The sequence below is a fragment of the Thiohalophilus sp. genome (genome assembly GCF_046483665.1).
GTDB lineage: Bacteria > Pseudomonadota > Gammaproteobacteria > UBA6429 > Thiohalophilaceae > Thiohalophilus.
In genome coordinates this window covers 15346-37488 of the sequence record NZ_JAWOCR010000004.1, presented here as the reverse complement: position 1 = coordinate 37488, position 22143 = coordinate 15346, and the positions used below count along the sequence as shown (strand labels likewise).

At 55.5% G+C, this 22143-nt stretch carries 20 protein-coding genes and 3 tRNA genes; 16 read left to right on the top strand and 7 right to left on the bottom strand.

What is annotated here, in order from left to right; translation table 11 throughout:
- Nucleotides 1-10: 10 nt before the first annotated feature.
- On the bottom strand, nt 11-970 hold the full coding sequence (gene trxB / locus R6U90_RS00405; protein ID WP_410350677.1) for a thioredoxin-disulfide reductase: 960 nt from the start codon (nt 968-970) through the stop codon (nt 11-13).
- 139 nt (nt 971-1109) lie between these two features.
- Here trxB and ald point away from each other — a divergent pair, with 139 nt between their 5' ends.
- The 7 genes from ald to serS all read left to right on the top strand — a co-directional run bounded on the left by ald (nt 1110) and on the right by serS (nt 9151).
- The gene (gene ald / locus R6U90_RS00400; RefSeq protein WP_410350676.1) at nt 1110-2171 is read left to right on the top strand and encodes an alanine dehydrogenase; all 1062 of its coding nucleotides are present in this window, start codon (nt 1110-1112) and stop codon (nt 2169-2171) included.
- A 64-nt stretch (nt 2172-2235) separates the two neighbouring features.
- Nucleotides 2236-4551, top strand: coding sequence for a DNA translocase FtsK (locus R6U90_RS00395; protein WP_410350675.1), 2316 nt, complete (start codon nt 2236-2238; stop codon nt 4549-4551).
- Nucleotides 4552-4664: 113 nt separating this feature from the next.
- Nucleotides 4665-5276, top strand: a complete 612-nt coding sequence (gene lolA / locus R6U90_RS00390) for an outer membrane lipoprotein chaperone LolA (protein ID WP_410350674.1) — start codon at nt 4665-4667, stop codon at nt 5274-5276.
- Between the two features lie 190 nt (nt 5277-5466).
- On the top strand, nt 5467-6816 hold the full coding sequence (locus R6U90_RS00385) for a replication-associated recombination protein A (protein WP_410350754.1): 1350 nt from the start codon (nt 5467-5469) through the stop codon (nt 6814-6816).
- A 366-nt stretch (nt 6817-7182) separates the two neighbouring features.
- Nucleotides 7183-7557: a fluoride efflux transporter CrcB gene (gene crcB, locus R6U90_RS00380; RefSeq protein WP_410350673.1), complete on the top strand. Its 375-nt coding sequence runs from the start codon at nt 7183-7185 to the stop codon at nt 7555-7557.
- The gene (locus tag R6U90_RS00375; protein ID WP_410350672.1) at nt 7554-7862 is read left to right on the top strand and encodes a DUF190 domain-containing protein; all 309 of its coding nucleotides are present in this window, start codon (nt 7554-7556) and stop codon (nt 7860-7862) included. Before crcB ends, R6U90_RS00375 begins: the two co-directional genes overlap by 4 nt.
- Before the next feature lie 14 nt (nt 7863-7876).
- Nucleotides 7877-9151 (top strand): serine--tRNA ligase, encoded by a 1275-nt coding sequence (serS, locus tag R6U90_RS00370; protein ID WP_410350671.1) that lies wholly within the window; start codon nt 7877-7879, stop codon nt 9149-9151.
- A 7-nt stretch (nt 9152-9158) separates the two neighbouring features.
- Here serS and R6U90_RS00365 read toward each other — a convergent pair whose 3' ends face one another.
- Together R6U90_RS00365 and R6U90_RS00360 are read right to left on the bottom strand one after the other, a co-directional pair.
- Nucleotides 9159-9344 (bottom strand): hypothetical protein, encoded by a 186-nt coding sequence (locus R6U90_RS00365; protein WP_410350670.1) that lies wholly within the window; start codon nt 9342-9344, stop codon nt 9159-9161.
- 116 nt (nt 9345-9460) lie between these two features.
- Nucleotides 9461-10123 carry a Bax inhibitor-1/YccA family protein gene (locus tag R6U90_RS00360; protein WP_410350669.1) on the bottom strand — a complete coding sequence of 221 codons (663 nt, stop codon included), beginning with the start codon at nt 10121-10123 and terminating at the stop codon, nt 9461-9463.
- A gap of 213 nt (nt 10124-10336) precedes the next feature.
- On the opposite strand from R6U90_RS00360, the gene R6U90_RS00355 reads away from it, so the two are divergent.
- A tRNA-Ser gene (locus tag R6U90_RS00355) sits at nt 10337-10424 on the top strand.
- 269 nt (nt 10425-10693) lie between these two features.
- On the opposite strand, the gene R6U90_RS00350 is transcribed toward R6U90_RS00355, so the two are convergent.
- A complete protein-coding gene (locus R6U90_RS00350; RefSeq protein ID WP_410350668.1) occupies nt 10694-10933 on the bottom strand; it encodes a CsbD family protein in 240 nt (79 codons plus the stop codon).
- A 193-nt stretch (nt 10934-11126) separates the two neighbouring features.
- On the opposite strand from R6U90_RS00350, the gene R6U90_RS00345 reads away from it, so the two are divergent.
- Nucleotides 11127-11855, top strand: a complete 729-nt coding sequence (locus R6U90_RS00345; RefSeq protein ID WP_410350667.1) for a Crp/Fnr family transcriptional regulator — start codon at nt 11127-11129, stop codon at nt 11853-11855.
- A gap of 7 nt (nt 11856-11862) precedes the next feature.
- On the opposite strand, the gene R6U90_RS00340 is transcribed toward R6U90_RS00345, so the two are convergent.
- From R6U90_RS00340 to R6U90_RS00330, 3 genes are all read right to left on the bottom strand, one after another.
- Nucleotides 11863-12543, bottom strand: coding sequence for a DUF4396 domain-containing protein (locus tag R6U90_RS00340; RefSeq protein ID WP_410350666.1), 681 nt, complete (start codon nt 12541-12543; stop codon nt 11863-11865).
- Nucleotides 12544-13016: 473 nt separating this feature from the next.
- Nucleotides 13017-15140, bottom strand: a complete 2124-nt coding sequence (locus tag R6U90_RS00335) for a VTT domain-containing protein (RefSeq protein WP_410350665.1) — start codon at nt 15138-15140, stop codon at nt 13017-13019.
- 59 nt (nt 15141-15199) lie between these two features.
- A complete protein-coding gene (locus R6U90_RS00330; protein WP_410350664.1) occupies nt 15200-15481 on the bottom strand; it encodes a hypothetical protein in 282 nt (93 codons plus the stop codon).
- A gap of 451 nt (nt 15482-15932) precedes the next feature.
- Here R6U90_RS00330 and R6U90_RS00325 point away from each other — a divergent pair, with 451 nt between their 5' ends.
- The 7 genes from R6U90_RS00325 to R6U90_RS00295 all read left to right on the top strand — a co-directional run bounded on the left by R6U90_RS00325 (nt 15933) and on the right by R6U90_RS00295 (nt 22140).
- Complete coding sequence (locus R6U90_RS00325; protein WP_410350663.1) at nt 15933-16583, top strand: response regulator; 651 nt, start codon at nt 15933-15935, stop codon at nt 16581-16583.
- A gap of 64 nt (nt 16584-16647) precedes the next feature.
- Nucleotides 16648-17301, top strand: a complete 654-nt coding sequence (locus tag R6U90_RS00320) for a uracil-DNA glycosylase (RefSeq protein ID WP_410350662.1) — start codon at nt 16648-16650, stop codon at nt 17299-17301.
- Between the two features lie 313 nt (nt 17302-17614).
- On the top strand, nt 17615-19468 hold the full coding sequence (gene uvrC / locus R6U90_RS00315) for an excinuclease ABC subunit UvrC (protein ID WP_410350661.1): 1854 nt from the start codon (nt 17615-17617) through the stop codon (nt 19466-19468).
- A 9-nt stretch (nt 19469-19477) separates the two neighbouring features.
- Nucleotides 19478-20035, top strand: a complete 558-nt coding sequence (gene pgsA, locus R6U90_RS00310) for a CDP-diacylglycerol--glycerol-3-phosphate 3-phosphatidyltransferase (RefSeq protein ID WP_410350753.1) — start codon at nt 19478-19480, stop codon at nt 20033-20035.
- Nucleotides 20036-20094: 59 nt separating this feature from the next.
- Nucleotides 20095-20170 (top strand) — tRNA-Gly (locus R6U90_RS00305).
- Nucleotides 20171-20246: 76 nt separating this feature from the next.
- A tRNA-Cys gene (locus R6U90_RS00300) sits at nt 20247-20320 on the top strand.
- 776 nt (nt 20321-21096) lie between these two features.
- Entirely contained in the window at nt 21097-22140 is a 1044-nt protein-coding gene (locus tag R6U90_RS00295; protein ID WP_410350660.1) for an HD domain-containing phosphohydrolase, read from the top strand.
- Nucleotides 22141-22143: the final 3 nt, after the last annotated feature.

Here is a 22143-nt window from a genome sequence, read left to right as displayed (position 1 = left end):
ATGAAATTTGCTATGCGTTTTCCTCTTTTTCGAGGTAACGTTCGGCGTCGAGCGCGGCCATGCAGCCGGTGCCGGCGGAGGTGATAGCCTGGCGGTAGATGTGATCGGACACATCGCCGGCGGCGAACACGCCCGGGACGCTGGTAGCGGTGGCGTCGCCTTTGGTGCCGCTTTTGACGCTGATGTAACCGCCTTCCATTTCCAGCTGACCTTCGAATATATCGGTGTTGGGTTTATGGCCGATAGCGATGAATACACCCATCACATCAATTTCCCTGGTGCTGCCGTCCTCCGTGCTTTTCAGGCGCAGGCCGGTGACGCCGGTGTTATCCCCCAGGACCTCATCCAGCTCGTGGTTCCATTCGATACTGACGTTGCCGTTTTTGGCCTTTTCCATCAGCTTGTCGGAGAGGATTTTTTCCGAACGGAATTTGTCGCGGCGATGAATCACGGTCACATGCTCGGCAATGTTGGAGAGAAACAGCGCTTCTTCCACGGCGGTATTGCCGCCACCGACCACGGCCACTTTCTGGCCGCGATAGAAAAACCCGTCGCAGGTGGCGCAGGCGGAGACTCCCTTGCCACGAAACGTTTCTTCCGAGGGCAGGCCGAGATACATGGCCGAGGCGCCGGTGGCAATAATCAATGCATCACAGGTATAGACACCGCTGTCGCCGGTGAGGGTATAGGGCTTTTGTTTGAGATCAACCTGATTAATATGGTCAAAGACGATCTCGGTCTCGAAACGCTCGGCATGCTGGCGCATCCGGTCCATCAACCCCGGTCCCTGCAAACCTTCGACATCGCCGGGCCAGTTATCCACTTCAGTGGTAGTCATCAATTGGCCACCCTGTTCCAGGCCGGTGATCAGTACCGGATTGAGGTTGGCGCGCGCGGCATAAATGGCCGCGGTATAACCGGCGGGACCGGATCCCAGAATAAGCAGGCGACAGTGTTTGGCTTCACTCATGTGTTAGACTCCGGATGCATGTAATTGATTTGTTGTTCGATTTCCTTAAACAGACCGCCAAAACCGGAACAGGTTCAGCCTGTAGTAAAGGGGAGTGCCTGTAGTCTACGGAATGCCGACAGGAGGGTAAAGCCGTAACATGAGAATCGGAGTTCCCGGCGAGATCAAGATTCAGGAAGGGCGAGTTGCACTGATTCCCGACGCCGTCGATGAATTGATCCGCCATGATCATCAGGTGTTTATTCAAAGTGGCGCCGGTGAGTATAGTGGTTATGACGACGAGGCTTATCGCGCCCACGGTGCGCAGATTGTCGCCACGGCGGAGGAACTGTTCGAGGCGGCTGAATTGATCGTCAAGGTCAAGGAACCCCAGCCCGGGGAACTGGAACACCTGCGTGCTGATCACGTGTTGTTTTCCTATCTGCATCTGGCGGCCGCGCCGCAACTGACCCGGGCGCTCCGGGACATCGGCCTGACGGCGGTAGCCTTTGAAACGGTCATCGATGCCCATCACCGGCTGCCGTTACTGGCGCCAATGAGTGATATTGCCGGACGCATCGCCAGTCAGACCGGCAGCAATCTGCTCTATCATCATCGCGGTGGACGGGGAGTCTTGCTGGGCGGGGTGCCGGCCACCGAGCGGGGCCAGGTGGTGATTCTCGGCGCCGGTGTGGCCGGTACCAGCGCGGCGCGGATGGCCGCCGGCATGGGCGCCCAGGTCACGGTGTTCGATCACGATCGGGATAAACTGCAGCAGGCCCGCCTGATCGGTCCCAACGTGACCGGCCGCCATGCCTATACCCGCGCTATCGAAGCGGCTGTTCCATCAGCCGACCTGCTGATCGGTGCGGTACTGATCCCCGGCGCAAAAGCCCCGCATCTGGTTTCGGCCGAGACGGTCCGGCAGATGCCGGCCGGCAGCGTGATCATCGATATTTCGGTCGACCAGGGGGGCTGTATTGAAACCACCCGGGCGACCAGCTACGAGGAGCCGACCTTCCTCTGGGAAGGGGTGCTCCATTACGGGGTTACCAACATGCCCGGCGCGGTGCCCAGAACGGCCTCCCAGGCGTTGTCTGCCGCTCTGGTTCCCTATATCCTGCGTCTGGCCGAACCGGGTTGGGAGAACCAGCCGGACCTCGCCGCGGGGCTCAATCTCCGGGCCGGCAGGGTACTCCTGGCAGCCTTGCAATCAATGTAAATATATTGCGATTATTCTTGTAATTTAGTAAGTTATGTTACTTTTCTCATAAAGAAGATAAACTTTGCCCCAGGCCAAGAAGACAGCCACCGACGCCAAGACCCCGCCTTTGGCCAGCCACCTGCAACGGGCGCTCAAAGAAGGGGCGCTGTATGTATTCGGTTTTACCGCCCTGTATTTTCTGCTGGCGCTCTCCAGCTATCATCCGGCGGATCCGGGCTGGTCTCACAGCGGCGGAGCGCAACCGCGCATCGCCAATCTGGGGGGGCCGACCGGCGCCTGGCTGGCTGACGTCTTTTTGAGTCTGTTCGGTTATCTGGCCTACCTGTTTCCGATCATGGTCGCCTATGTCGGCTGGCGGCTGTATCGCGACCGGCGCAATATGCAGCCCTTCGATATACGCGGCTTCGGGCTGCGGATCAGCGGCTTTATTCTGACCCTGCTGGCCGGCTGCGGGCTCGCCAGTCTGCACGATGTCGGCGGAGTCAGTCCGCTGCCGGTCAATGCGGGGGGCATCCTGGGCGATTATGTGGCCACCAATATGGCCTCGGCTTTCAGTTTTCTGGGAGCCACATTATTACTGCTGGCGCTGTTTTTGAGCGGAGTGACCCTGTTCACCCACCTTTCCTGGTTGTGGCTGATGGACAGCCTGGGAGCGCTGACCCTGCGCCTGTTGTATGCGCTGCGCGCCTCGTTGACCCGTGCTGTGAACTGGATCCGGGAACGCCGGGCACGCAAACAGCATCAACAGCAGTCCACCGCCAAAGTTGAAAAGCACAAGGTCAGGGAGGCCAAACGCTCACCCCCGGTGATCCAGCGCGAGGAAAAACCGGTGATCCCCAGCAAGCGGGTCGAGCGCGAGCGGCAGGTGCCCCTGTTTAGCGATGAAGGGGCGGGCGCGTTGCCGCCGCTGTCATTGCTGGATGACACCCAGCCCGGCGACCGCAACGAAATTTCCGAAGAAGCGCTGCAGGCCATGGGCCGCCAGGTCGAGTTGAAGCTGCAGGATTTTGGCATTGAGGGAGAAGTGGTTGCCGTCCATCCTGGCCCGGTGATTACGCGTTTTGAACTGCAACCGGCGGCCGGGGTCAAGGTCAATCAGATCACCAACCTGGCCAAGGATCTGGCCCGGGCCCTGTCAGCAGTCAGTGTGCGAGTCGTGGAAGTCATCCCGGGCAAAACCACCGTTGGCCTGGAAATTCCCAACCAGCAGCGCGAGGTGGTGCGCCTCAGCGATACCTTCAAGGCGCCTGAGTTTGCCGATTCCCGGTCCCCTCTGACACTGGTGCTGGGCAAGGACATCAGCGGCAATCCCACGGTTGCCGATCTGGCGCGCATGCCGCATCTGCTGGTGGCCGGGACCACCGGTGCCGGTAAATCGGTCGCCCTCAACGCTATGATCCTGAGCCTGCTGTATAACGCCAGCCCCCGTGATGTGCGACTGATTCTGATTGACCCGAAGATGCTGGAGCTGTCGATCTACGACGGCATTCCCCATCTGCTGGCGCCTGTGGTCACCGATATGAAAGATGCCGCCAACGCGTTGCGCTGGTGCGTGGTGGAAATGGATCAACGGTATCGGCTGATGTCGTCGCTCAAGGTGCGCAACATCGCCGGCTTCAATCGCAAGGTGCGCGAGGCCAAAGAGGCGGGGCAACCGATTCTCGATCCACTGCATCCGGCCGACTCCGAGCTGGAAGCCCAGGAACTGCAACCCATGCCCTACATCGTGGTGGTGGTCGACGAGCTGGCGGATATGATGATGGTGGTCGGGAAAAAGGTCGAGGAGTTGATCGCCCGTCTGGCCCAGAAAGCGCGCGCCTCGGGGATTCACCTGATTCTGGCCACTCAGCGGCCGTCGGTTGATGTGCTTACCGGGTTGATCAAATCGAATATTCCGACACGAATTGCTTTCCAGGTTTCCTCGCGGGTCGACTCGCGCACGATCCTCGATCAGATGGGTGCCGAGCAGTTGCTGGGCCATGGTGACATGTTGTATCTGCCACCGGGAACCGGCATGCCGGTGCGGATTCACGGCGCCTTTGTTGATGATCATGAAGTGCAAAACGTGGTCGAGAACCTGAAACAAAGCGGTCAGCCCCAGTACCTCGATGAAGTAACCAATGGCCCGGCCGAAACCGAGTCCGGTTACCGCGGCGAGGGCGGCGGCGACGCCGAAGCGGATCCCCTGTACGACGAAGCAGTCCAGATCGTCACTGAAACTCGCCGCGCCTCCATCTCCGGTGTGCAGCGCCGATTGCGGATCGGTTACAACCGCGCGGCACGGCTGGTCGAGGCGATGGAACAGGCCGGCGTCGTCGGCCCGCTGGAGTCCAATGGCAACCGCGACGTTCTGGCGCCCCCGCCGCCCAAGGAATAAAGACAGTTTGAACCACCCGGGACAGATCGGGTCACAGAGTGTAGCGAACCCGATAGCTTAATTATTCCTCAGCGTCCGCTGTGCTGAAAAACGAACAAGAGAAATAGTCCATTATGTTAAAACGAATTGTGATCAGCGTAATAGCCAGCATGATATTCAGCGCAGCGACTCAGGCCGCGCCGTCCATCGAGGATTATTTCAGCAATCTGGACAGTTTCGAAGCCAGTTTTGTCCAGCGACTGTTCAGTCCCGAGCAGGAGCTTGAAGAGGAAAGTCACGGCATTATCAAGATTAAACGTCCGGATCGGTTTTATCTTGAATATACCCGACCGTATGAGCAGCTCTATATTGCCGATGGGGAAAAACTGTGGTCTTATGATGTCGATCTGGAACAGATTATCGTCAAACAGCAAAACGATTTGCTACGCGATTCGCCGGCTATGATCCTCAGTAGCCCCGGGGATCTGCAACGTCAGTATCGGATCCAGGAGTACACCGATGAAGGCGAACTGAGCTGGTTTCGTCTGGTTCCCCGAAGTCCCGAAAACCAGTTCGAAGAGATCCAGCTGGGCTTCGACGACGAGCAAATTCGTATTATGGAACTGAAAGACGGTTTTGGTCGAGTTACCCGACTGGAATTCGATGACATCCGCCGCAACCCCACCTTTTCGGCCGAGACCTTCCGTTTTACACCACCGCCTGGCGTGGATATCATCGAACAATAAGTTAGTGCAACGGGACTGATTCACTAACATAAGCACTGCTGACAATGAATACACCGAAAGCACTAAAGATATCGATTATCAGCAAATAAATTGTTTATTTAACTGTTTCGGTGATTGAATGATCTTAACGCGGCTAATAAGTCGTAATGGCTCCACAACGATCTGATTGACGATGCCCGACACCCCCGATATGTTCCATTCCGACAGCCAGAGCGATCAGTCCGGCACTGAACTGGCCTGGCGGCCGCTGGCGGATCGCATGCGGCCGCAGTCACTGGAGGAGATCGCCGGGCAGGGCCATTTACTGGCACAAAACAAACCCCTGCGTCAGGCCATCGAATCGGGCAAGTTGCATTCGATGATTTTCTGGGGTCCGCCCGGCACGGGTAAAACCACGCTGGCGCGGATGATCGCCCGTTATTGCGATGCACAGTTTCTCAGCATTTCGGCGGTACTCTCCGGCGTCAAGGAGATCCGTGCCGCTATAGCCCGGGCCCGGGAGGTACAGCAACAACAGAACCGGCCCAGTGTGCTGTTTGTCGACGAGGTACATCGTTTTAACAAATCCCAGCAGGATGCGTTTTTGCCCTATGTGGAAAACGGCACCGTCACTTTCATCGGCGCCACTACCGAAAACCCTTCCTTTGAACTGAACAATGCCCTGTTATCGCGGGCCCGGGTCTATGTGCTCAAGGCACTGGACAGTGACGACATTCTGCAGGTGGTTCAACGGGCACTGGCTGATGGGCAACGCGGGCTGGCGCAGTGGCACCTGGAAATTGCCCCCGAACTGCTGCAGCGACTGGCCGAGGCGGCCGATGGCGATGCCCGGCGTGCGCTCAATTTACTCGAGATTGCGTCCGAGCTGGCCGAGGAAGTCGATGGTCGTGCCCGGATTACGCAGCAGACCCTGGCGGAAGTGCTGGGCAGCGGGATGCGTCGTTTCGACAAGCAGGGCGAAGCCTTTTACGATCAAATCTCCGCCTTGCATAAATCCGTGCGCGGTTCTGATCCGGATGCCGCCCTGTACTGGTTCGTGCGCATGATCGACGGGGGCTGCGATCCCTTGTATATCGCCCGGCGGGTGGTGCGCATGGCGAGTGAGGATATCGGCAACGCCGATCCGCGCGCGCTGACGATGGCGCTGCATGCCTGGGATGTGCAGGATCGACTGGGCAGCCCCGAAGGAGAGCTGACCATCGCCCAGGCGGTGATTTTTATGGCCTGCGCGCCCAAGAGCAATGCGGTCTATACCGCTTTCAATCAGGCCCGGGCAGATGTCCAGCAGGGCGGTTCGGACGAGGTTCCCATTCATCTGCGTAATGCGCCGACCCGTTTGATGAAAGAGCTGGGCTACGGCAAGGCCTATCGTTACGCCCATGATGAACCCGAAGCCTACGCGGCGGGTGAGACCTATTTCCCCGAGAGCTTCGGTGAACGGCGCTATTATTACCCGGTGGATCGTGGTCTGGAGATCAAGATCGCCGAGAAGCTGGCCCATTTGCGCGAGCTGGACAAAAAAGCGCGTGGATCGGATTGAGTGGGACGTAATAGTTCAGTGCCAGAGTGATCACCGAACACACCGAAGGCACTGGCAACATCGCAAGGCCAGTCTGTAGCGTTTGAATCAAGGGCTGAGAATAGCTGATCACTTTGTTCGAAAGATTGCTTCGCTTCACTGGCAATGACTAAAAATAGAGAGGTCATTGCGAGGAAAAAGTGACGAAGTAATCTCTCCGGGCTTGTATACGGAACCCCTGTTCAGGTGTTTCCGGAGTATTCAGTGACTTCGGTGCGCCCTGTGGTGACACAGCAAGCGTGACCCTCGGCCTGGGACCACGATAGCGGTTTTGCCGGGCTGTCGGATTTTGATTATCATGCGCCTTTTCATTCCGGAGATTCCTGGGTGTTGCAGATTCTGGCCATTGCCGTGGGCGGTGCCATTGGTTCGGTGCTGCGGTTTACGCTCTCCGGTGGCGTCCATCAACTGTTGGGGCGCGATTTTCCCTACGGCACGCTGAGCGTCAATGTGCTGGGCTCGCTGTTGATGGGCTTTGTTTATATTATATTGCTTGAGCGGGCCAGCCTGGGGCCTGAATGGCGGGCGCTGTTACTGGTTGGTTTGCTGGGAGCCTTTACCACGTTTTCGACCTTTTCACTGGAAACACTGAATCTGATTGAAAACGGCGCTTTGCTCAGGGCGGGGCTGAATATCCTGCTCAGTGTTACGCTCTGCCTGTTTGCCGCGTGGCTGGGAATGTTGGGAGGACGTCAGGTATGAATCACACAGCGGTCACCATGGTCAGAATCTATCTGACCGAAGGCGAGGCCCAGCTCGACACCCTGGTGCGGCGTCTGCATGACTGGGAAAAAGCCAGTGGCGTAACCGTGTTTCGCGGGATTTCCGGATTCGGGGAATCCGGCGAGATACATCACTCCGGTTTGCTCGATTTGTCACTCAATTCGCCCATCGTCGTCGAGTTTTTCGATACACCGGAGAAAGCCGGGCTGATCGTGGAACATCTCAATGAATTTATTAAACCCGGCCATATCGTCACCTGGGATGCCCGGGTCAATGCTCAATAAACAAAAGGTTTTCTATGCTGGATCCCAAACGCTTACGGAATGATTTGCAAGGCTGTGCCACGCAACTGGCTCGCCGTGGTTATCAACTGGAGACCGAAACGATCGAGTCGCTGGAAGAGCAGCGCAAGCAACTGCAGGTAAAGACCCAGGAGCTGCAGGCCGAACGTAATACCCGCTCCAAAGCCATCGGCCAGGCCAAGGCCAAAGGCGAGGATGCCGCGCCGATCCTGGAAGCTGTGGCCGATCTGGGTGACAGGCTGAAGGCGGCCGAAACGCAGCTACAGGAGATCCAGCAGCAACTGGATACGATTCTGCTCGGCATCCCGAATATCCCGCAGGCCGATGTTCCCGACGGCAGGAATGAAAACGATAATCTGGAGCTCCGCCGCTGGGGCAAGCCGCGCGAATTCGGTTTTGATCCAAAAGATCATGTGGATCTGGGCGAGCAGATCGGCGGGCTCGACTTTGATACCGCCGCCAGGTTGACCGGTTCCCGCTTTGCCGTCATGAGCGGCGGTATCGCCCGGCTGCACCGGGCATTGATCCAGTTCATGCTCGATTTGCACACCCGCGAACACGGTTATACCGAAACCTACGTGCCGTATATCGTCAACGCGGAAAGTCTGCGCGGCACCGGCCAGTTACCCAAATTCGAGGCAGATCTGTTCAAGCTGGATCATGAGCAGGACTTTTACCTGATTCCCACCGCCGAGGTGCCGGTGACCAACATCGTGCGCGATGTCATCATTGAAGACGAATTCATGCCGCGCAAATACGTGGCGCATACGCCCTGTTTTCGCAGTGAGGCCGGCTCCTACGGCAAGGATACCCGGGGCATGATTCGCCAGCATCAGTTCGAGAAGGTGGAGCTGGTGCAGGTTGTGCGCCCGGCGGAGTCGCTGGCCGCCCATGAGGAGCTTACCGGCCATGCCGAAGCGGTGTTACAGCGACTGGAACTGCCGTACCGGGTGGTCGATCTGTGTACGGGGGATATCGGCTTTTCCGCCTCGCGGACATACGATCTGGAGGTCTGGCTGCCGGGGCAGGGCAAATATCGCGAGATCTCCTCCTGCAGCAACTTCGAAGACTTCCAGGCCCGCCGGCTCAGGGCCCGCTGGCGCAACCCCGGGACGAACAAGCCCGAGCTGGTACACACCCTTAATGGCTCCGGCCTGGCGGTCGGGCGCACGCTGGTGGCGATTCTGGAAAACTATCAGGACGCGGGCGGCCGGGTCGCCGTCCCGGCAGCACTGCAACCCTATATGGGCGGGCTGCAGCAACTGGGATAGATGATGATTAACCTTTAACCAGGAGAATCAGCAGCACCACGAAGCCCACGACCAGGGCGATGGGCAACAGAAAGCCCTTCCAGTCCTCGGCGGTCCCCTTGGGGGCGTTGTTGAGCGCATGACGCATGCGCGGAAAGATGAAAATCAGCATGGCACCGAGCAAAATTGCGGTGCCGATTTTTTCCCAGCCCATTTGAAGCCTCCTTGTTAATCCGCCTGGAACGGTTATTTTCTCACCGTCCGGGGCCTGTTTCAGACCAAAAAAAGCCCCGATATTTCGGGGCTTTTAGCACAGCTCGGGCAAGCGACTCAGTCGTTGCCGCCGAACGCGCCCAGCAGGTGCAGAAGCGCCTGGAACATGTTCAGCAGTGACAGGAAAATCCCTGCCGTGGCCATGATGTAGTTGGTTTCACCGCCATGAATAATGGAGGAGGTCTGGAACAGGATAAAACCGCTCATGATCAGGACGATGGCGGCGTTCACGGCCAGAAACAGGGCCGGAATCTCAAGGAAGATATTCGCCAGCGCCGCGGCCAGGACCACGAAAAAGCCGACAAACAGGAAACCCGCCAGGAAGCTGAAGTCCTTGCGCGTGGTCAGCGCATAGGCGGACAGGCCAAGGAAGATCACGGCGGTACCACCCAGCGCGGTCATCACAATCGTCGGGTTGGCGGCCAGGTAATAGCCCACAACCGGCCCCAGCCCGAAGCCCAGCAGCCCCGTGATGGCGAAAATGACCGGAATCCCGGTGGCCGAATTGGCGGTACGTGGCAGGACGAACCAGAGCATCACAATCGCGGCAATCGTCGCGATCAGCCCGATACCATAAGAAACCTGCGAGACCACACTGATCGCTGCCATCAGAGCACTGAAGAGCAAGGTCATGGACAGCAGGGCGTAGGTATTGCGTAATACCTTGTTGGTCTCAAACGCCGACTCAAGCGGTCGGGTAGCAGTGCGTTCTTGATACATTTTAACCCATCCTTAAATGTAGAATTCAAACCTGACTAATAGACTACAGGATACCTGATTAGTTCCCGATATCAAGCTATTGTCCCCGATTTCAGGTCCCCGCCCCTCTGGAAACTTGGCCTTTCATAGGGTATTCTTCGCCCCCTCGAATAAAGGGACGAGGGCCGGAGGGCCGAGTGACGAGTAAAACCTCGTACCTCGTAACTGTGTTTTGGAGAGGTGGCTGAGTGGTCGAAAGCGGCGGTCTTGAAAACCGTTGACCGGCGACGGTCCGGGGGTTCGAATCCCTCCCTCTCCGCCAAATAAAAAAAGGAGGCCTTGTGCCTCCTTTTTTTATTTTGGTGATGAAGGACGCTTTGATGAGAACCCCGAGGTTCGACAAATTTGCAGGACAGCAAATTTGGTCGCCGGAGCGATAGCGACGGCGCCCGAAGGGCGAGGGGCCAGGGAAGGCCACGAGACAATCCCTACCTCTCCACCATATTAAAAAAGGCCCCGTTGGGGCCTTTTTAGTTTCCAGGTACCAGGGGCTAGTAACCAGGCGAGCACCTGGTCCCTGGCCCCTGTTTATTATTGCCCACCATACATGCGTTTGCCGCCTTCCTGACCTTCGCGCAGGTGCTGTTCGATGTGGGCGATTTCCTCGCCAGCCTGGTCCGCGCTGAGGCCATAGAGCTCCTGCAGTTTGCCGACCAGCTTGTCACGGTTGCCTTCACATTCGGCCAGGTCGCTGTCGCTCAGTTTGGCCCAGCGCTGTTTCGCTGACCCGACGAATTCACGCCATTTACCTTCTATTTGCTTCCAGCTCATAAAACCTCCTTTAGGTATTACTTTTTGATCCGCGGTATTTTTCGCTCTGTCTTGATTTATAAACTTACACTTACAGGATTTATTTGCATTGAAAATTCTCAATAAAGTTTTTATGGTTGAAAAACCCGCCGGGAAGGATGATTTTTTTATCCGCTTATATCTGAGACTTAAATTACTGAAGGAATTTATCAACGTGCTGAAAACTGAAGAAAGGGATCCGGAATCACCGCTGAATGAGCAGGGCCAGCTGCAAACAGAATTGAGCAAGCTGGGGTTTCTGGATGGCGAGATACTGGCCGACCAACCCCGTCTACTGGAATCGATCAGCCAGGTCACCTATCAGTCGGGGGAAGTGATTTATCATGGCGGCGAGGGAAGCCATCTGTTATTTCTCGTGCGCCAGGGAAGACTCAAGCTGATTAGCCATCTGCCCAATGGCCGCAGTCGGATAGTGCGATTGCATAAACGCGGCTCGCTGATCGGTATGGAAGGATTAATGGGTGATGAGCACGAACACACGGCGATTGCCATTGATGAGGTCGCTATCTATAAAATACCGCATCACATCTTCCAGCAATGGAAAGAAGACGAGCCACGTTTATATAATCGGTTACTCGAGCACTGGCATGAGTATCTGAATTATGCCGACACCTGGATTACCGAGTTTTCCACCGGTAGCGTCAAGGGAAGGGTAGCTCGCCTGTTGCGCTTTCTGGCGGATTTTGAATCCGAAACAGGACCGCATGTTGTCGAGTTACTGACCACCGACGAAATGGCGGAGATTCTGGGGGTGACGGCTGAAAGTGTCAGCCGCGTGATTGCCGAATTCAAGCGCGAGTCGGTCCTCGATCCGATCGAAAATAATTCCGAGTCACTATTCACCTGCGATCTTGAAACACTGGAACAACTGTCCCGGGAGTAACTTCGGCTCAATGATGATGTGCATGGCTGGATTGTGTATCGCGAGGATCGCCCATGCCACCTTTGACACCAAAGTGAACCAGCAAGACGTTGACCGGGTAGGCCGCAACAAGTCCGATACTGAGTGAAAATATCAACGATCCCCAGAACAACGGTTCCCCCATGGTAGCGTCAGCAGCCAGCCAGATATCCAGCGAAATCGCCGTCACTTCCATGACGGCAATGGTCAGGGTGTCGGAATAAAAGGTGTCTATCAAGGCGCGCTTGATGGGTATGCCAGCCTGCACCAGGGGGCCGAAGGTCAATCCATAACCAAAAATATAGGCGAACGCAAAAGTAATCAGGGCTACGGCATTGTTGCCCAGGGTTAACAACCCCGCGGCGATGACAATCCCGGTAACTTCACCGGCACCGCAGCCCGAATAGCAATGAGCGAGAGAGCGAACACCCTGTCGCCACACCGAGTCACGTCGGATCTGTTTGCGGCCAGTGGTAAAGTAGAGCCACAATCCAATGGGTCCGGAGTAGGTGACGGTCAAAAACCAGACAACCTTCATTAATGAGTCAATATGATCATTATATTTTTTGAAGTCCCGGAGCAGAAACAGCAGTGATACAACTACAATAACAAGCCAGATCGACAACAATCGGCCATCGGAGAGCAGGTCTCTTAACAGGGTTTCAATCATACGTTTGTTAACCTCGGGACCTGGAGTTCAAGTTGTTTATTTGTATGTCCTGTGTGCAAAATAGGTGTTCCGAATACCAGATCATTTTGTTCAAAAGATTGCCTCGCTTCGCTCGCAATGACCAAAAATAGAGAGATCATTGCGAGGAACAACGTGACGAAGCAATCTCTCTGTACTGGTATTCGGAATACCTATTTAGCCGGGTGAGCGTGTCCCTTTTCCGGTTTATGGTAACCACTTGTCGGGAAAAACACGGAACAGGGTCCCGGGTCCGGGAAAGAAAAGACCTGGAGTACTCGATAGGGGCCCCAGAAGCCCGTGATGTGCAGCCCCGCTTTCGATCACCCGCGAGCCAGTCACCGGAGAAAGCAGCTGTTGCAGCACCTGATGGCGACACTCTGCTCGATGACAACCATCGTCACCAATGCAGGACGGAATGTTGTAACCGGCTTTGCGCATCGAAGAAGCCGGACTCACTCTTCTATATGATGTCGCCGCATAAGCCGGTTCAACAGGTAGCCCATGCCCAGCATAGCCACTATTACCAGTAGCAGTAACAGGAGAGTCGAAATCTCCGGTTCGGTGATAGTCGCCCGGATGCGGTCGGTCAGCAGGGCAATCGCCGTGATCCCGGGCGCCATGCCGAATACCGTGCCAAGCATGTACTCCCGCAGACGGATATGTGATGCCCCGGCCACCAGATTAATGACTGTGAAGGGGGCAACCGGCACAATACGGACGAACATGATGGCTATGACACCGTGGCGAGCCAGGCGCTGACTGACGCGATTGACCCGTCCACCCGCCAGCCCCCTGAGTGCGTCCTTCCCCATCAGGCTGCCCAGCAGGTATGTCAGTACGGCACTGAAAAAAGCTCCGGTCAGCGCATAGACGGCACCCCACAAAGCGCCAAACACAATAATACAGGCGACGATCAACAGTGTGACCGGCACCATCAGCATGGATGCAATGACAAACCCGGCTATTATAAAAATAATAGAGAAAGGGTATTTACGTAATGTTTCTATGATGCTCGTGGCGCGCTCCACCTCCATCCATTGTTCCATCGGAGTGAAATTCCACACAGCAGCCAGAGTGGAAAACAGTAGAATTGCTGCCAGCCAGGTTAATATCCGTTTGCCGGGCAACAAGGATCTTTTGCCCTGTATATAGTGATAGAGCAGACTTTCCGGATTGATGGGTTGTTCGGGATCGACGAGTTCGATGTCTGTCAATACGCCTTGCTCGTACTCGGGTAAAACCGGCTCCAGAGGCATCAGGCACCGATCGGTACTCTGTTTACGTAATATTTCAATCGAGGTGAGCAGATCGGTTTGTTGCTGTTCACTCTTTTCGACCTCATCAAGAGAGGTGTCCAGATGCTCGCTCAGCAATCTCTGGCGAAAACGGCGTATCGCGTGTCCTGATTTAATATCGTCATGATTGACCTCCACCGAGATATCGCACTCGGTGTCCAGTCCCATAGAGCGATTATTAAGGTTGGAAGAGCCGATGCGGACAAAGCGGTCATCGACTACCATGACCTTGGCATGCAGGTTAAGCGGAATGGTCTCCAGCTCTTTTTTCCAGGGATAGTAAATCGCCAGGCGACCATGTTGATCAGCCTGGCGCAAATCCTGTAGCAGCCGGACGCGTATAATATCCAGGGAGTTCTGCGATATCCAGCCTTCGGTCTCCAGAGGCAGGTTGAGAATTATTTGTGGTCCATCCTCTTCCAGCAGTCGCTGGATCAGGGCCTGATTAATTCGGGGGCAGGTATAAAACTGATTCTCGATATAGATAAAATCCTGCGCAGCGGTGATTGCATCAAGATACAATTGCTCGACTTCCCGGACTTGGGGATAATTGTCATAGGCCGGTTGTGTCCGGCTGATGGCCACGTCAACCTGTTGCATGTCCGGCTTCAGTGCCGGGGGCCACAGGGATGAGGCCGCTTCATCCAGGGGTTTGAATTCCTGATCGGTGGCCCGGCGCCAGCGTTCGCGGAACAGGTCCGCCAGCGCTGAAGCAACTTCCCCCTCAAGAGCAATTTGCACATCATGATAAGGACGTCCGAGCGTGCCATCGACCTGCTTGCGCCGGGCATCGTGCGGATGATGGGCCGGGGTATCCCAGCGACCACGGGTAATATCCAGCCCTCCCACGAAAGTCAGACGCTCGTCCAGCACCACGAATTTCTGATGGTGAGAGGCTCCCGGTGGATGCTGGCTGTCGAGTTTGAATGTCAGACGCGGATGGGTATTCCAGCCGAATTTATAACTCGGCAACCATTCGCGTTGCATGTTCAGCAGGCGGAAGAAATCCCAGTTCAGCATGTAAACATGCAGATGCCGGTGCTTATGCAGTTGTCTGTCCAGTATCTCGGCCAGGCTGCGTTTGTCTCCCTGCAAGGCACCGGGTCGGATCTCGCTGTAAATATCCCAGGATGAGATGAGTATCTGCTGTCTGGCTTGCGGCAATACCGAATGCAGGGCATGAAAATAATCCGCACCGTCGATCAAAAATGCGATGCGCTCGGCACGACAAACCCGCCAGCAGTTCCGCCCGGGTTCTAGAATACGCGCCGGGGTGGACATCGGTTAGTCTGCAGCAACTGGATCACTTTGATATATAAAGAGAGTGGATAAGTGACGGTTCAGTCGATAGAACCACCGTGCTTGGTCGGAGCTTCCCGTGTATCGGGATGAACGTCGAGTTTCTCCATGGCATCCAGAATCTCTTTGAGAATATTCTCTTCACCACCAGACATACCTTCTTCCTGGGCCACCTGAAGTTCACGCTGGTCCTGATCCCAGCGTTTGAGTATCTGCAGGCGCTGTTCGTCACTGAGGTGAGGATCGCCCAGAACGTCCGCGGGGCGTCGATAAACCAGGGTGGGGTCCTTGATAGCCCTCTCAAACTCAGAGGTCGTATTCATGATAGTCACTCCTGTTGGTATTCGGGTAAAACTGCTCGCAGTATAGCTCATCATTTTCAATGCGGGCATTGATATAACGTAATGCCTGTGCAATTCGGCATTGTTATAGTGTGTGGTTTCAGTTTTTCGCGTTGCCTGTATTTTATAACAACAATCGAGGGAGGATGGCCAGAATCGGAATGACCTGATCGGACCCCCGAGCCCCTGTTGTATCGGGCTCTGGCTGAACGCAAAGCGGAGTAAGTCCTGATACCGGGCTGATGAGCCGGTAGTTCCTCGAGCTGTTGTCATCTTATGTATCTGGAATACGCCCATAGACCATATTTTTGACATGGGATAATTATCCCGGCGCTGCACCACTTGCCCGAAAAGGGCTACTCATTTTCCGGTGTTTGAGTTACATTCCGGTTCAATAATAATAATTTCCAGAAGCAGGGTGGGGGCATATCACATGATAAAAATCCTCCTGGTGGACGATCATGAACTGGTTCGTACCGGCGTTCGCCGGTTGCTTGAAGATATCGCTGAGTTCGAGATTCTCGGTGAGGCCACTAACGGCGAAGAAGCGATTCAGATGACGGCCACTCTCAATCCCGATGTCGTGTTAATGGACATTAATATGCCCGGCATCGGCGGACTCGAAGCCACGCGGAAAATGCTCGGCAACAAACCGGGCCTGCGTATTATCATCGTGACCATGCATCAGGATGATATGTTTGCTCAACGTTTGCTCAAAGCCGGCGCGGCGGGTTATCTGACCAAGGGTGCCCGGGTGGATGAAATCAGCCACGCGATTCATGAAACGATGGAGGGACGACATTATATTACCCCCGAGATTGCGCAACAGCTGGCGCTTTCCCAGTTTCCCGAACACGAGTCCGGTTCCCCATTCGACAATCTTTCCGAACGCGAGCTGCAGGTGCTGATGATGCTGATGAATGGTCACAAAGTCTCCGTCATTTCCGACAAGCTCTGTCTCAGTCCCAAAACCGTCAGTACCTATCGCCAGCGGCTCTATACCAAGCTGGACGTACACAGTGATATCGAGCTGGCCCGACTGGCCATGCTGCACGGGGTGATCGAATCCAGCCAGATCCAGTAACGAGGTGGGGCAAAACACGCTACAATAGCCCGGTTGTTACCCGTCGTCCCAGGTTGAATTACGCATGTCCTCCCGCCCGAACTCTGAACAATTCGATCCCGAATGTCGCCGTTGTCCCCGCCTGAGAGATTTTTTAAAACAGGTCCGGCACGACTATCCCGACTACCATGCCCGGCCGGTCGCCGCCTGTGGCAGTGCCAGACCAAAACTGCTTATCGTGGGTCTTGCCCCCGGGATGCATGGCGCCAATGCCACCGGGCGACCGTTTACCGGCGATTTCGCCGGTATTTTGCTCTATCAGACCCTGCATAAATTCGGCTACAGCAACCGGCCCGAGTCGATTTCCCTCAACGATGGACTCAAACTCAAGCAGTGCCGGATTACGAACGCCGTCAAATGCCTGCCGCCGGAGAACAAGCCGACCACCGAGGAGATGAATACCTGCAACCGCTATCTGCAACAGGAGCTATTGAGTCTGCCGCGCAACAGCGTGATTCTGGCGCTGGGTGGCATCGCCCACAAGGCCGTGCTCAAGGCGCAGGATCTGAAGCAGTCGCAGTACAAATTCGGCCATGCGGCCCGTTATCAGCTACCCGACGGGCGCTGGCTGGTCGACTCCTATCACTGCAGTCGCTACAACACCCAGACCGGCCGCCTGACCGAAAAGATGTTTCATGACGTGTTCCGGCTGATCGCAAAATTGACGGAGCAAAAATAGCGTTGCTCAGGTGAACAGGTTATCCGCAAAACACGCAAATTAACGCAAATAAAATACAATATTCGCGTGTTTCGCATTCATTGGCGGACTTTTATGGTTTCTCCGGGACCCTCAGATTTTCCCTGATTTTGCCGTGCAGGGTGCGTGTTACGCACCCTTATTCCGAACATAAATGAAAACTGACAATATGAAAAACCGTCTGCGAAAAACGCTAAGGAACGCAAATAAAATAATTGGCGTTGATTTGCGTTCATTGGCGGACTGCATTGGATTCCCCGATGACCGTTGTTCCCGCTGGGGTTAAAATAGTCTTATGAGCGCTGATACCCCCGATTTTGACGCCAAAGCTTTCATCAAGGGCCTGCCCAACCGGCCTGGCGTGTATCGCATGCTCGATGCCAACGGCACGGTGATCTATGTCGGCAAGGCGGTGGATCTGAAAAAACGGGTCAGCAGTTATTTTCGGATCAACCTGGACAGCCCCAAGACCCGGGTGATGGTGGCGCAGATTGCCGCGATCGAGGTCACCGTGACCCAGAACGAAAGCGAGGCCCTGATTCTGGAAAACACCCAGATCAAGGAACTGCGCCCGCGTTACAACGTCCTGTTTCGCGATGACAAGAGCTATCCCTATATCTACCTGTCCACCGAACACCCGTTCCCGCGCCTGACGTTCCATCGCGGCGCCAGGCGGGGCAAGGGGCGCTATTTCGGCCCGTACCCCAGCGCCCCCTCGGTGCGCGAGACTCTGAGCCTGCTGCAAAAACTGTTTCCCGTGCGCCAGTGCCGGGACTCCTTTTATAACAATCGCTCGCGCCCCTGCCTGCAATACCAGATCAAGCGCTGCACCGCGCCGTGCGTCGGGCTGATCAGCGAAGAAGAATACGCCGAGGATGTCCGTCATGCCATGTTGTTCCTGGAGGGCAAAAGCAGTGCGGTGATCGATGCGCTGGCCGAACGCATGGCGCGGGCGGCCGAAGAACTGGATTACGAGGTCGCGGCCCGCTATCGCGATCAGATTGCCAGCCTGCGACATATCCAGGACAAGCAGTACATGGACAGCGACACCAGCGGCAACCTCGATGTCATCGCCGCGTCGGCCCGGGACGGGATCGGCTGCATCCAGGTTTTCAGCATTCGCCAGGGCCGCAACCTGGGCAACCGCAGTTATTTCCCCAAGCATCTGGATGGCCTGGAACCGGAGCAGCTCGAAAGCGCGCTGATCGGCAGCTTTCTGACCCAGCACTACCTGGCCCGTCAGGACGATATTCCGGCCCAGCTGATCGTCAGCCATCCCCCGCTCGAGCAGGGCCTGATCGAAACGGCGCTGGGCGAAGCCGCCGGACGGCGGGTCAGTATTCATCACAAGGTGCGCGGTACCCGGGCACGCTGGCTTGAAATGGCCGAACAAAATGCCCGCCAGACCCTGAGCCTGCGGCTCAACAGCCAGGCAACCCAGCTGCAGCGTTTCGAAGCGTTGCAGGAAGCCCTGCAACTCGACGAAATGCCGCAGCGCCTGGAGTGTTTCGATATCAGCCATACCATGGGCGAGTCGACCGTGGCCTCCTGCGTGGTCTTTGATATCAACGGTCCGCTCAAGTCGGATTACCGGCGCTTCAATATTGAAGGCATCACCCCGGGCGACGATTATGCCGCCATGCAACAGGCCCTTACCCGGCGTTACAAACGCCTGCGTGAAGGGGAGGGCAAGCTGCCCGATATCCTGTTTATCGATGGTGGCAAGGGCCAGGTGGAAATTGCCCGTGGCGTGCTGGAAGAATTGCAGATCCCCGGCGTGAGACTGATGGGGATTGCCAAGGGACCGGGCCGCAAACCGGGCCTTGAAACCCTTTACTTGTCAGACGGAGGAGAAGAAACTATATTGCCGGCCGATTCGAAAGCGCTGCATCTCATACAGCAGATTCGGGATGAAGCTCACCGTTTCGCGATCACCGGCCATCGGCAACGTCGCCAGAAAACGCGTAACACCTCCACGCTGGAGCAGATTCCCGGCCTGGGGCCCCGGCGCCGGCAACAATTGCTGCACCGCTTCGGCGGCCTGCAGGAGATCGCCCGGGCCGGGGTCGAGGACCTGGCCGCGGTCAATGGCATCAGCCGCAAACTGGCGCAGCAGATATACGATACCTTTCACCAGGATGGATATTGAACCATGGCAATGAACCTGCCGACCAAACTGACCTTCCTCCGCATCGGGATTATTCCGTTTTTCATCGTGGTGTTCTATCTGCCGTTATTCGGGATCAACCATTATTTACTTACCGCGATATACATCCTGGCGGCCATCACGGACTGGTTCGACGGTTACCTGGCCCGCAAATGGGAACAGGAGTCGGATTTTGGCGCCTTTCTCGATCCGGTCGCGGACAAGCTGCTGGTCGGCGTGGCGCTGATCCTGCTGGTCAGCAAGCATCCGGGGTTCCTGCTGGCGATCCCGGCCGCCGTGATCATTGGCCGTGAAATCACCATCTCGGCCCTGCGTGAATGGATGGCCAACGTGGGCGAGCAGACCAAAGTAGCCGTTTCCATCATCGGCAAGTTCAAGACCGCAGCCCAGATGCTGGCCATCGTCTTTTTGCTCTTCGAGGAGCCAATAGGTCGTTTTCCCACCATGCTGATCGGTTACCTGCTGCTCTATACCTCGGCCGGCCTGACCCTCTGGTCCATGTTCCTCTACCTGCGCGCCGCCTGGCCGAGTCTGACCCGGGAGACGTAACCGGAGTGACACGAAACCTTGACAGATCGCGTCGTATCGCTAAAATACGCCTCTCTCAAGCGGGAATAGCTCAGTTGGTAGAGCACAACCTTGCCAAGGTTGGGGTCGCGAGTTCGAGTCTCGTTTCCCGCTCCAGATTCCCTGAAAACCTCGGCCCCTCCCGAGGTTTTTTTGTGTAAACCCGGACCAGGTCCGGTAAAATAGCGAATACGGCTGGGTGGCAGAGTGGCTATGCAGCGGATTGCAAATCCGTGTACCTCGGTTCGACTCCGGGCCCAGCCTCCATTTTCTTTTTCTATCCCGTCCCAACGCCATCTCTGACAAAATAATCGTTCCCAACGTTTTGGCCCCGTCATTGTCACAATCTATTAATACAAATCGTGTGGAGTGGGACCCCGACAAGACGCTGATCGCCAGATCCCCGGGCCTGCGTGTGACGGTTGCCGGGTTTCTAAACAGGGATAGCTGGCGGCGGAAACCGTCACGCTGATCGCCAATTGTCTTCGGTTAATTCTTATACAGTCCGGTGATCATCAATCCCAATGATGATCAATAGATGATCAATAAAAGAGTCGTCCTGTCCATCCCAACCTGTATTTTACACAGGCCTGAGAACTGAACCCATAATTAAAGTTCGCGACTCTATAACCGAAATATAATGAAGTTATTTTTGACACAAAACGCACACTAAATATGTGCTTATAGAAGGGTAGCCCCCTGTATGAGGAAAGTTGCCAGACAGGAGAAGTACCATCTTGCCCGCCAGCGGGTGATTGTCAAAAACGACTGAAAAATACGACCTGTTAAAGTCATCCCTGCTTGATAGAACCTGATACGGATAATGGCCAGGCTATTTCAATGTCAGACACAGAAGTGATGCCGCAGGGATGAAAGAACTCATTAATCTTTAGAAAACTTGCGAGCGAATAAAGGAATAGATCGAGGGTAAATTTCGACTGATTATTGTGAGCCCGACTTTATTGTCGATAATCAACAAAACCGCTGATCAGGCAGGGCTGTACTGAACAGTTAAATCACAAGACATTTATTGAAACTGAATTATGAGAGACGAAGAAAATATATTTATAGTTGATGATGAGCCCGCAAATCTCTTGCTGATAGAGAAAATGTTGCGAAGCCAGGGGTATACAAAGCTGACTCAAATCAGCGATCCGCGTGAGGTTGTCGATTCCTGTCAGGCGCAAAGGCCCGATCTTATCCTGCTGGACATCAACATGCCGCACCTGGACGGCTACCAGGTCATGGAACAGCTCAATGGCTTGCAGGATCCCCTGATGCCGCCTGTCGTCGTTTTGACCGCACAACATAGCAAGGAGCATCTTTTAAAAGCCCTGGCACTGGGTGCGCGTGATTTCATCACCAAGCCTTTCGATCGCAACGAATTACTGATGCGGGTACGTAACCTGCTGGATGCCCAGCAGGCGCATAAAATGGTTCACGATCAAAAGTCCGTACTGGAAGAGATGGTAGAGGCCCGAACCCGGCAGTTGCATGAAACCCGATTGCAGGTAGTGCAACGACTTGGCAAGGCAGCCGAATACCGGGATGAGGAGACCGGTAATCATATTTTACGCATGAGTCATTCATGTTTGCTGCTGGCAAAAGCCGTTGGCTGGAGTGAAGAGCAGTGCGACCTGATACTCAATGCCAGTCCGATGCACGATATAGGCAAAATCGGGATACCTGACGGGATTCTTCTCAAGCCCGGCAAGCTGGATCCGGAAGAATGGGAGACTATGAAGACGCATGCCGCAATCGGGGCAAAATTGCTGGATGGGGATGATTCCGATTTACTGCGCATGGCACGGGAGATAGCCCTGTCACATCACGAAAAATGGGATGGCAGCGGTTACCCCAATGGTCTGGCCGGAGAGGATATTCCCCAGGCCGGGCGCATTGCCGCCCTGGCGGATGTGTTCGATGCGCTGACATCAGAGCGCCCGTATAAAAAAGCCTGGAGCGTCGAGGATGCCGTCAGTCTGATCAAGGAAAATCGCGGCAAACATTTCGATCCACAGCTTGTTGATGTATTCCTGGAACAGCTGCCCGCTATTCTGGAGATTCGTGCCCGTTATTCGGATTAAAAG

What these genes read in the sequence shown, in the direction of transcription:
- serS (WP_410350671.1), top strand. Translation starts at nt 7,877, where the DNA reads ATGCTGGATCCCAAACGCTTACGGAATGATTTGCAAGGCTGTGCCACG.
- pgsA (WP_410350753.1), top strand. Translation starts at nt 19,478, where the DNA reads ATGAACCTGCCGACCAAACTGACCTTCCTCCGCATCGGGATTATTCCG.
- R6U90_RS00320 (WP_410350662.1), top strand. Translation starts at nt 16,648, where the DNA reads ATGTCCTCCCGCCCGAACTCTGAACAATTCGATCCCGAATGTCGCCGT.
- R6U90_RS00325 (WP_410350663.1), top strand. Translation starts at nt 15,933, where the DNA reads ATGATAAAAATCCTCCTGGTGGACGATCATGAACTGGTTCGTACCGGC.
- R6U90_RS00295 (WP_410350660.1), top strand. Translation starts at nt 21,097, where the DNA reads ATGAGAGACGAAGAAAATATATTTATAGTTGATGATGAGCCCGCAAAT.
- R6U90_RS00340 (WP_410350666.1), bottom strand. Translation starts at nt 12,543, where the DNA reads ATGATTGAAACCCTGTTAAGAGACCTGCTCTCCGATGGCCGATTGTTG.
- R6U90_RS00335 (WP_410350665.1), bottom strand. Translation starts at nt 15,140, where the DNA reads ATGTCCACCCCGGCGCGTATTCTAGAACCCGGGCGGAACTGCTGGCGG.
- R6U90_RS00330 (WP_410350664.1), bottom strand. Translation starts at nt 15,481, where the DNA reads ATGAATACGACCTCTGAGTTTGAGAGGGCTATCAAGGACCCCACCCTG.
- trxB (WP_410350677.1), bottom strand. Translation starts at nt 970, where the DNA reads ATGAGTGAAGCCAAACACTGTCGCCTGCTTATTCTGGGATCCGGTCCC.
- uvrC (WP_410350661.1), top strand. Translation starts at nt 17,615, where the DNA reads ATGAGCGCTGATACCCCCGATTTTGACGCCAAAGCTTTCATCAAGGGC.
- R6U90_RS00365 (WP_410350670.1), bottom strand. Translation starts at nt 9,344, where the DNA reads ATGGGCTGGGAAAAAATCGGCACCGCAATTTTGCTCGGTGCCATGCTG.
- R6U90_RS00375 (WP_410350672.1), top strand. Translation starts at nt 7,554, where the DNA reads ATGAATCACACAGCGGTCACCATGGTCAGAATCTATCTGACCGAAGGC.
- lolA (WP_410350674.1), top strand. Translation starts at nt 4,665, where the DNA reads ATGTTAAAACGAATTGTGATCAGCGTAATAGCCAGCATGATATTCAGC.
- ald (WP_410350676.1), top strand. Translation starts at nt 1,110, where the DNA reads ATGAGAATCGGAGTTCCCGGCGAGATCAAGATTCAGGAAGGGCGAGTT.
- R6U90_RS00360 (WP_410350669.1), bottom strand. Translation starts at nt 10,123, where the DNA reads ATGTATCAAGAACGCACTGCTACCCGACCGCTTGAGTCGGCGTTTGAG.
- R6U90_RS00350 (WP_410350668.1), bottom strand. Translation starts at nt 10,933, where the DNA reads ATGAGCTGGAAGCAAATAGAAGGTAAATGGCGTGAATTCGTCGGGTCA.
- R6U90_RS00385 (WP_410350754.1), top strand. Translation starts at nt 5,467, where the DNA reads ATGTTCCATTCCGACAGCCAGAGCGATCAGTCCGGCACTGAACTGGCC.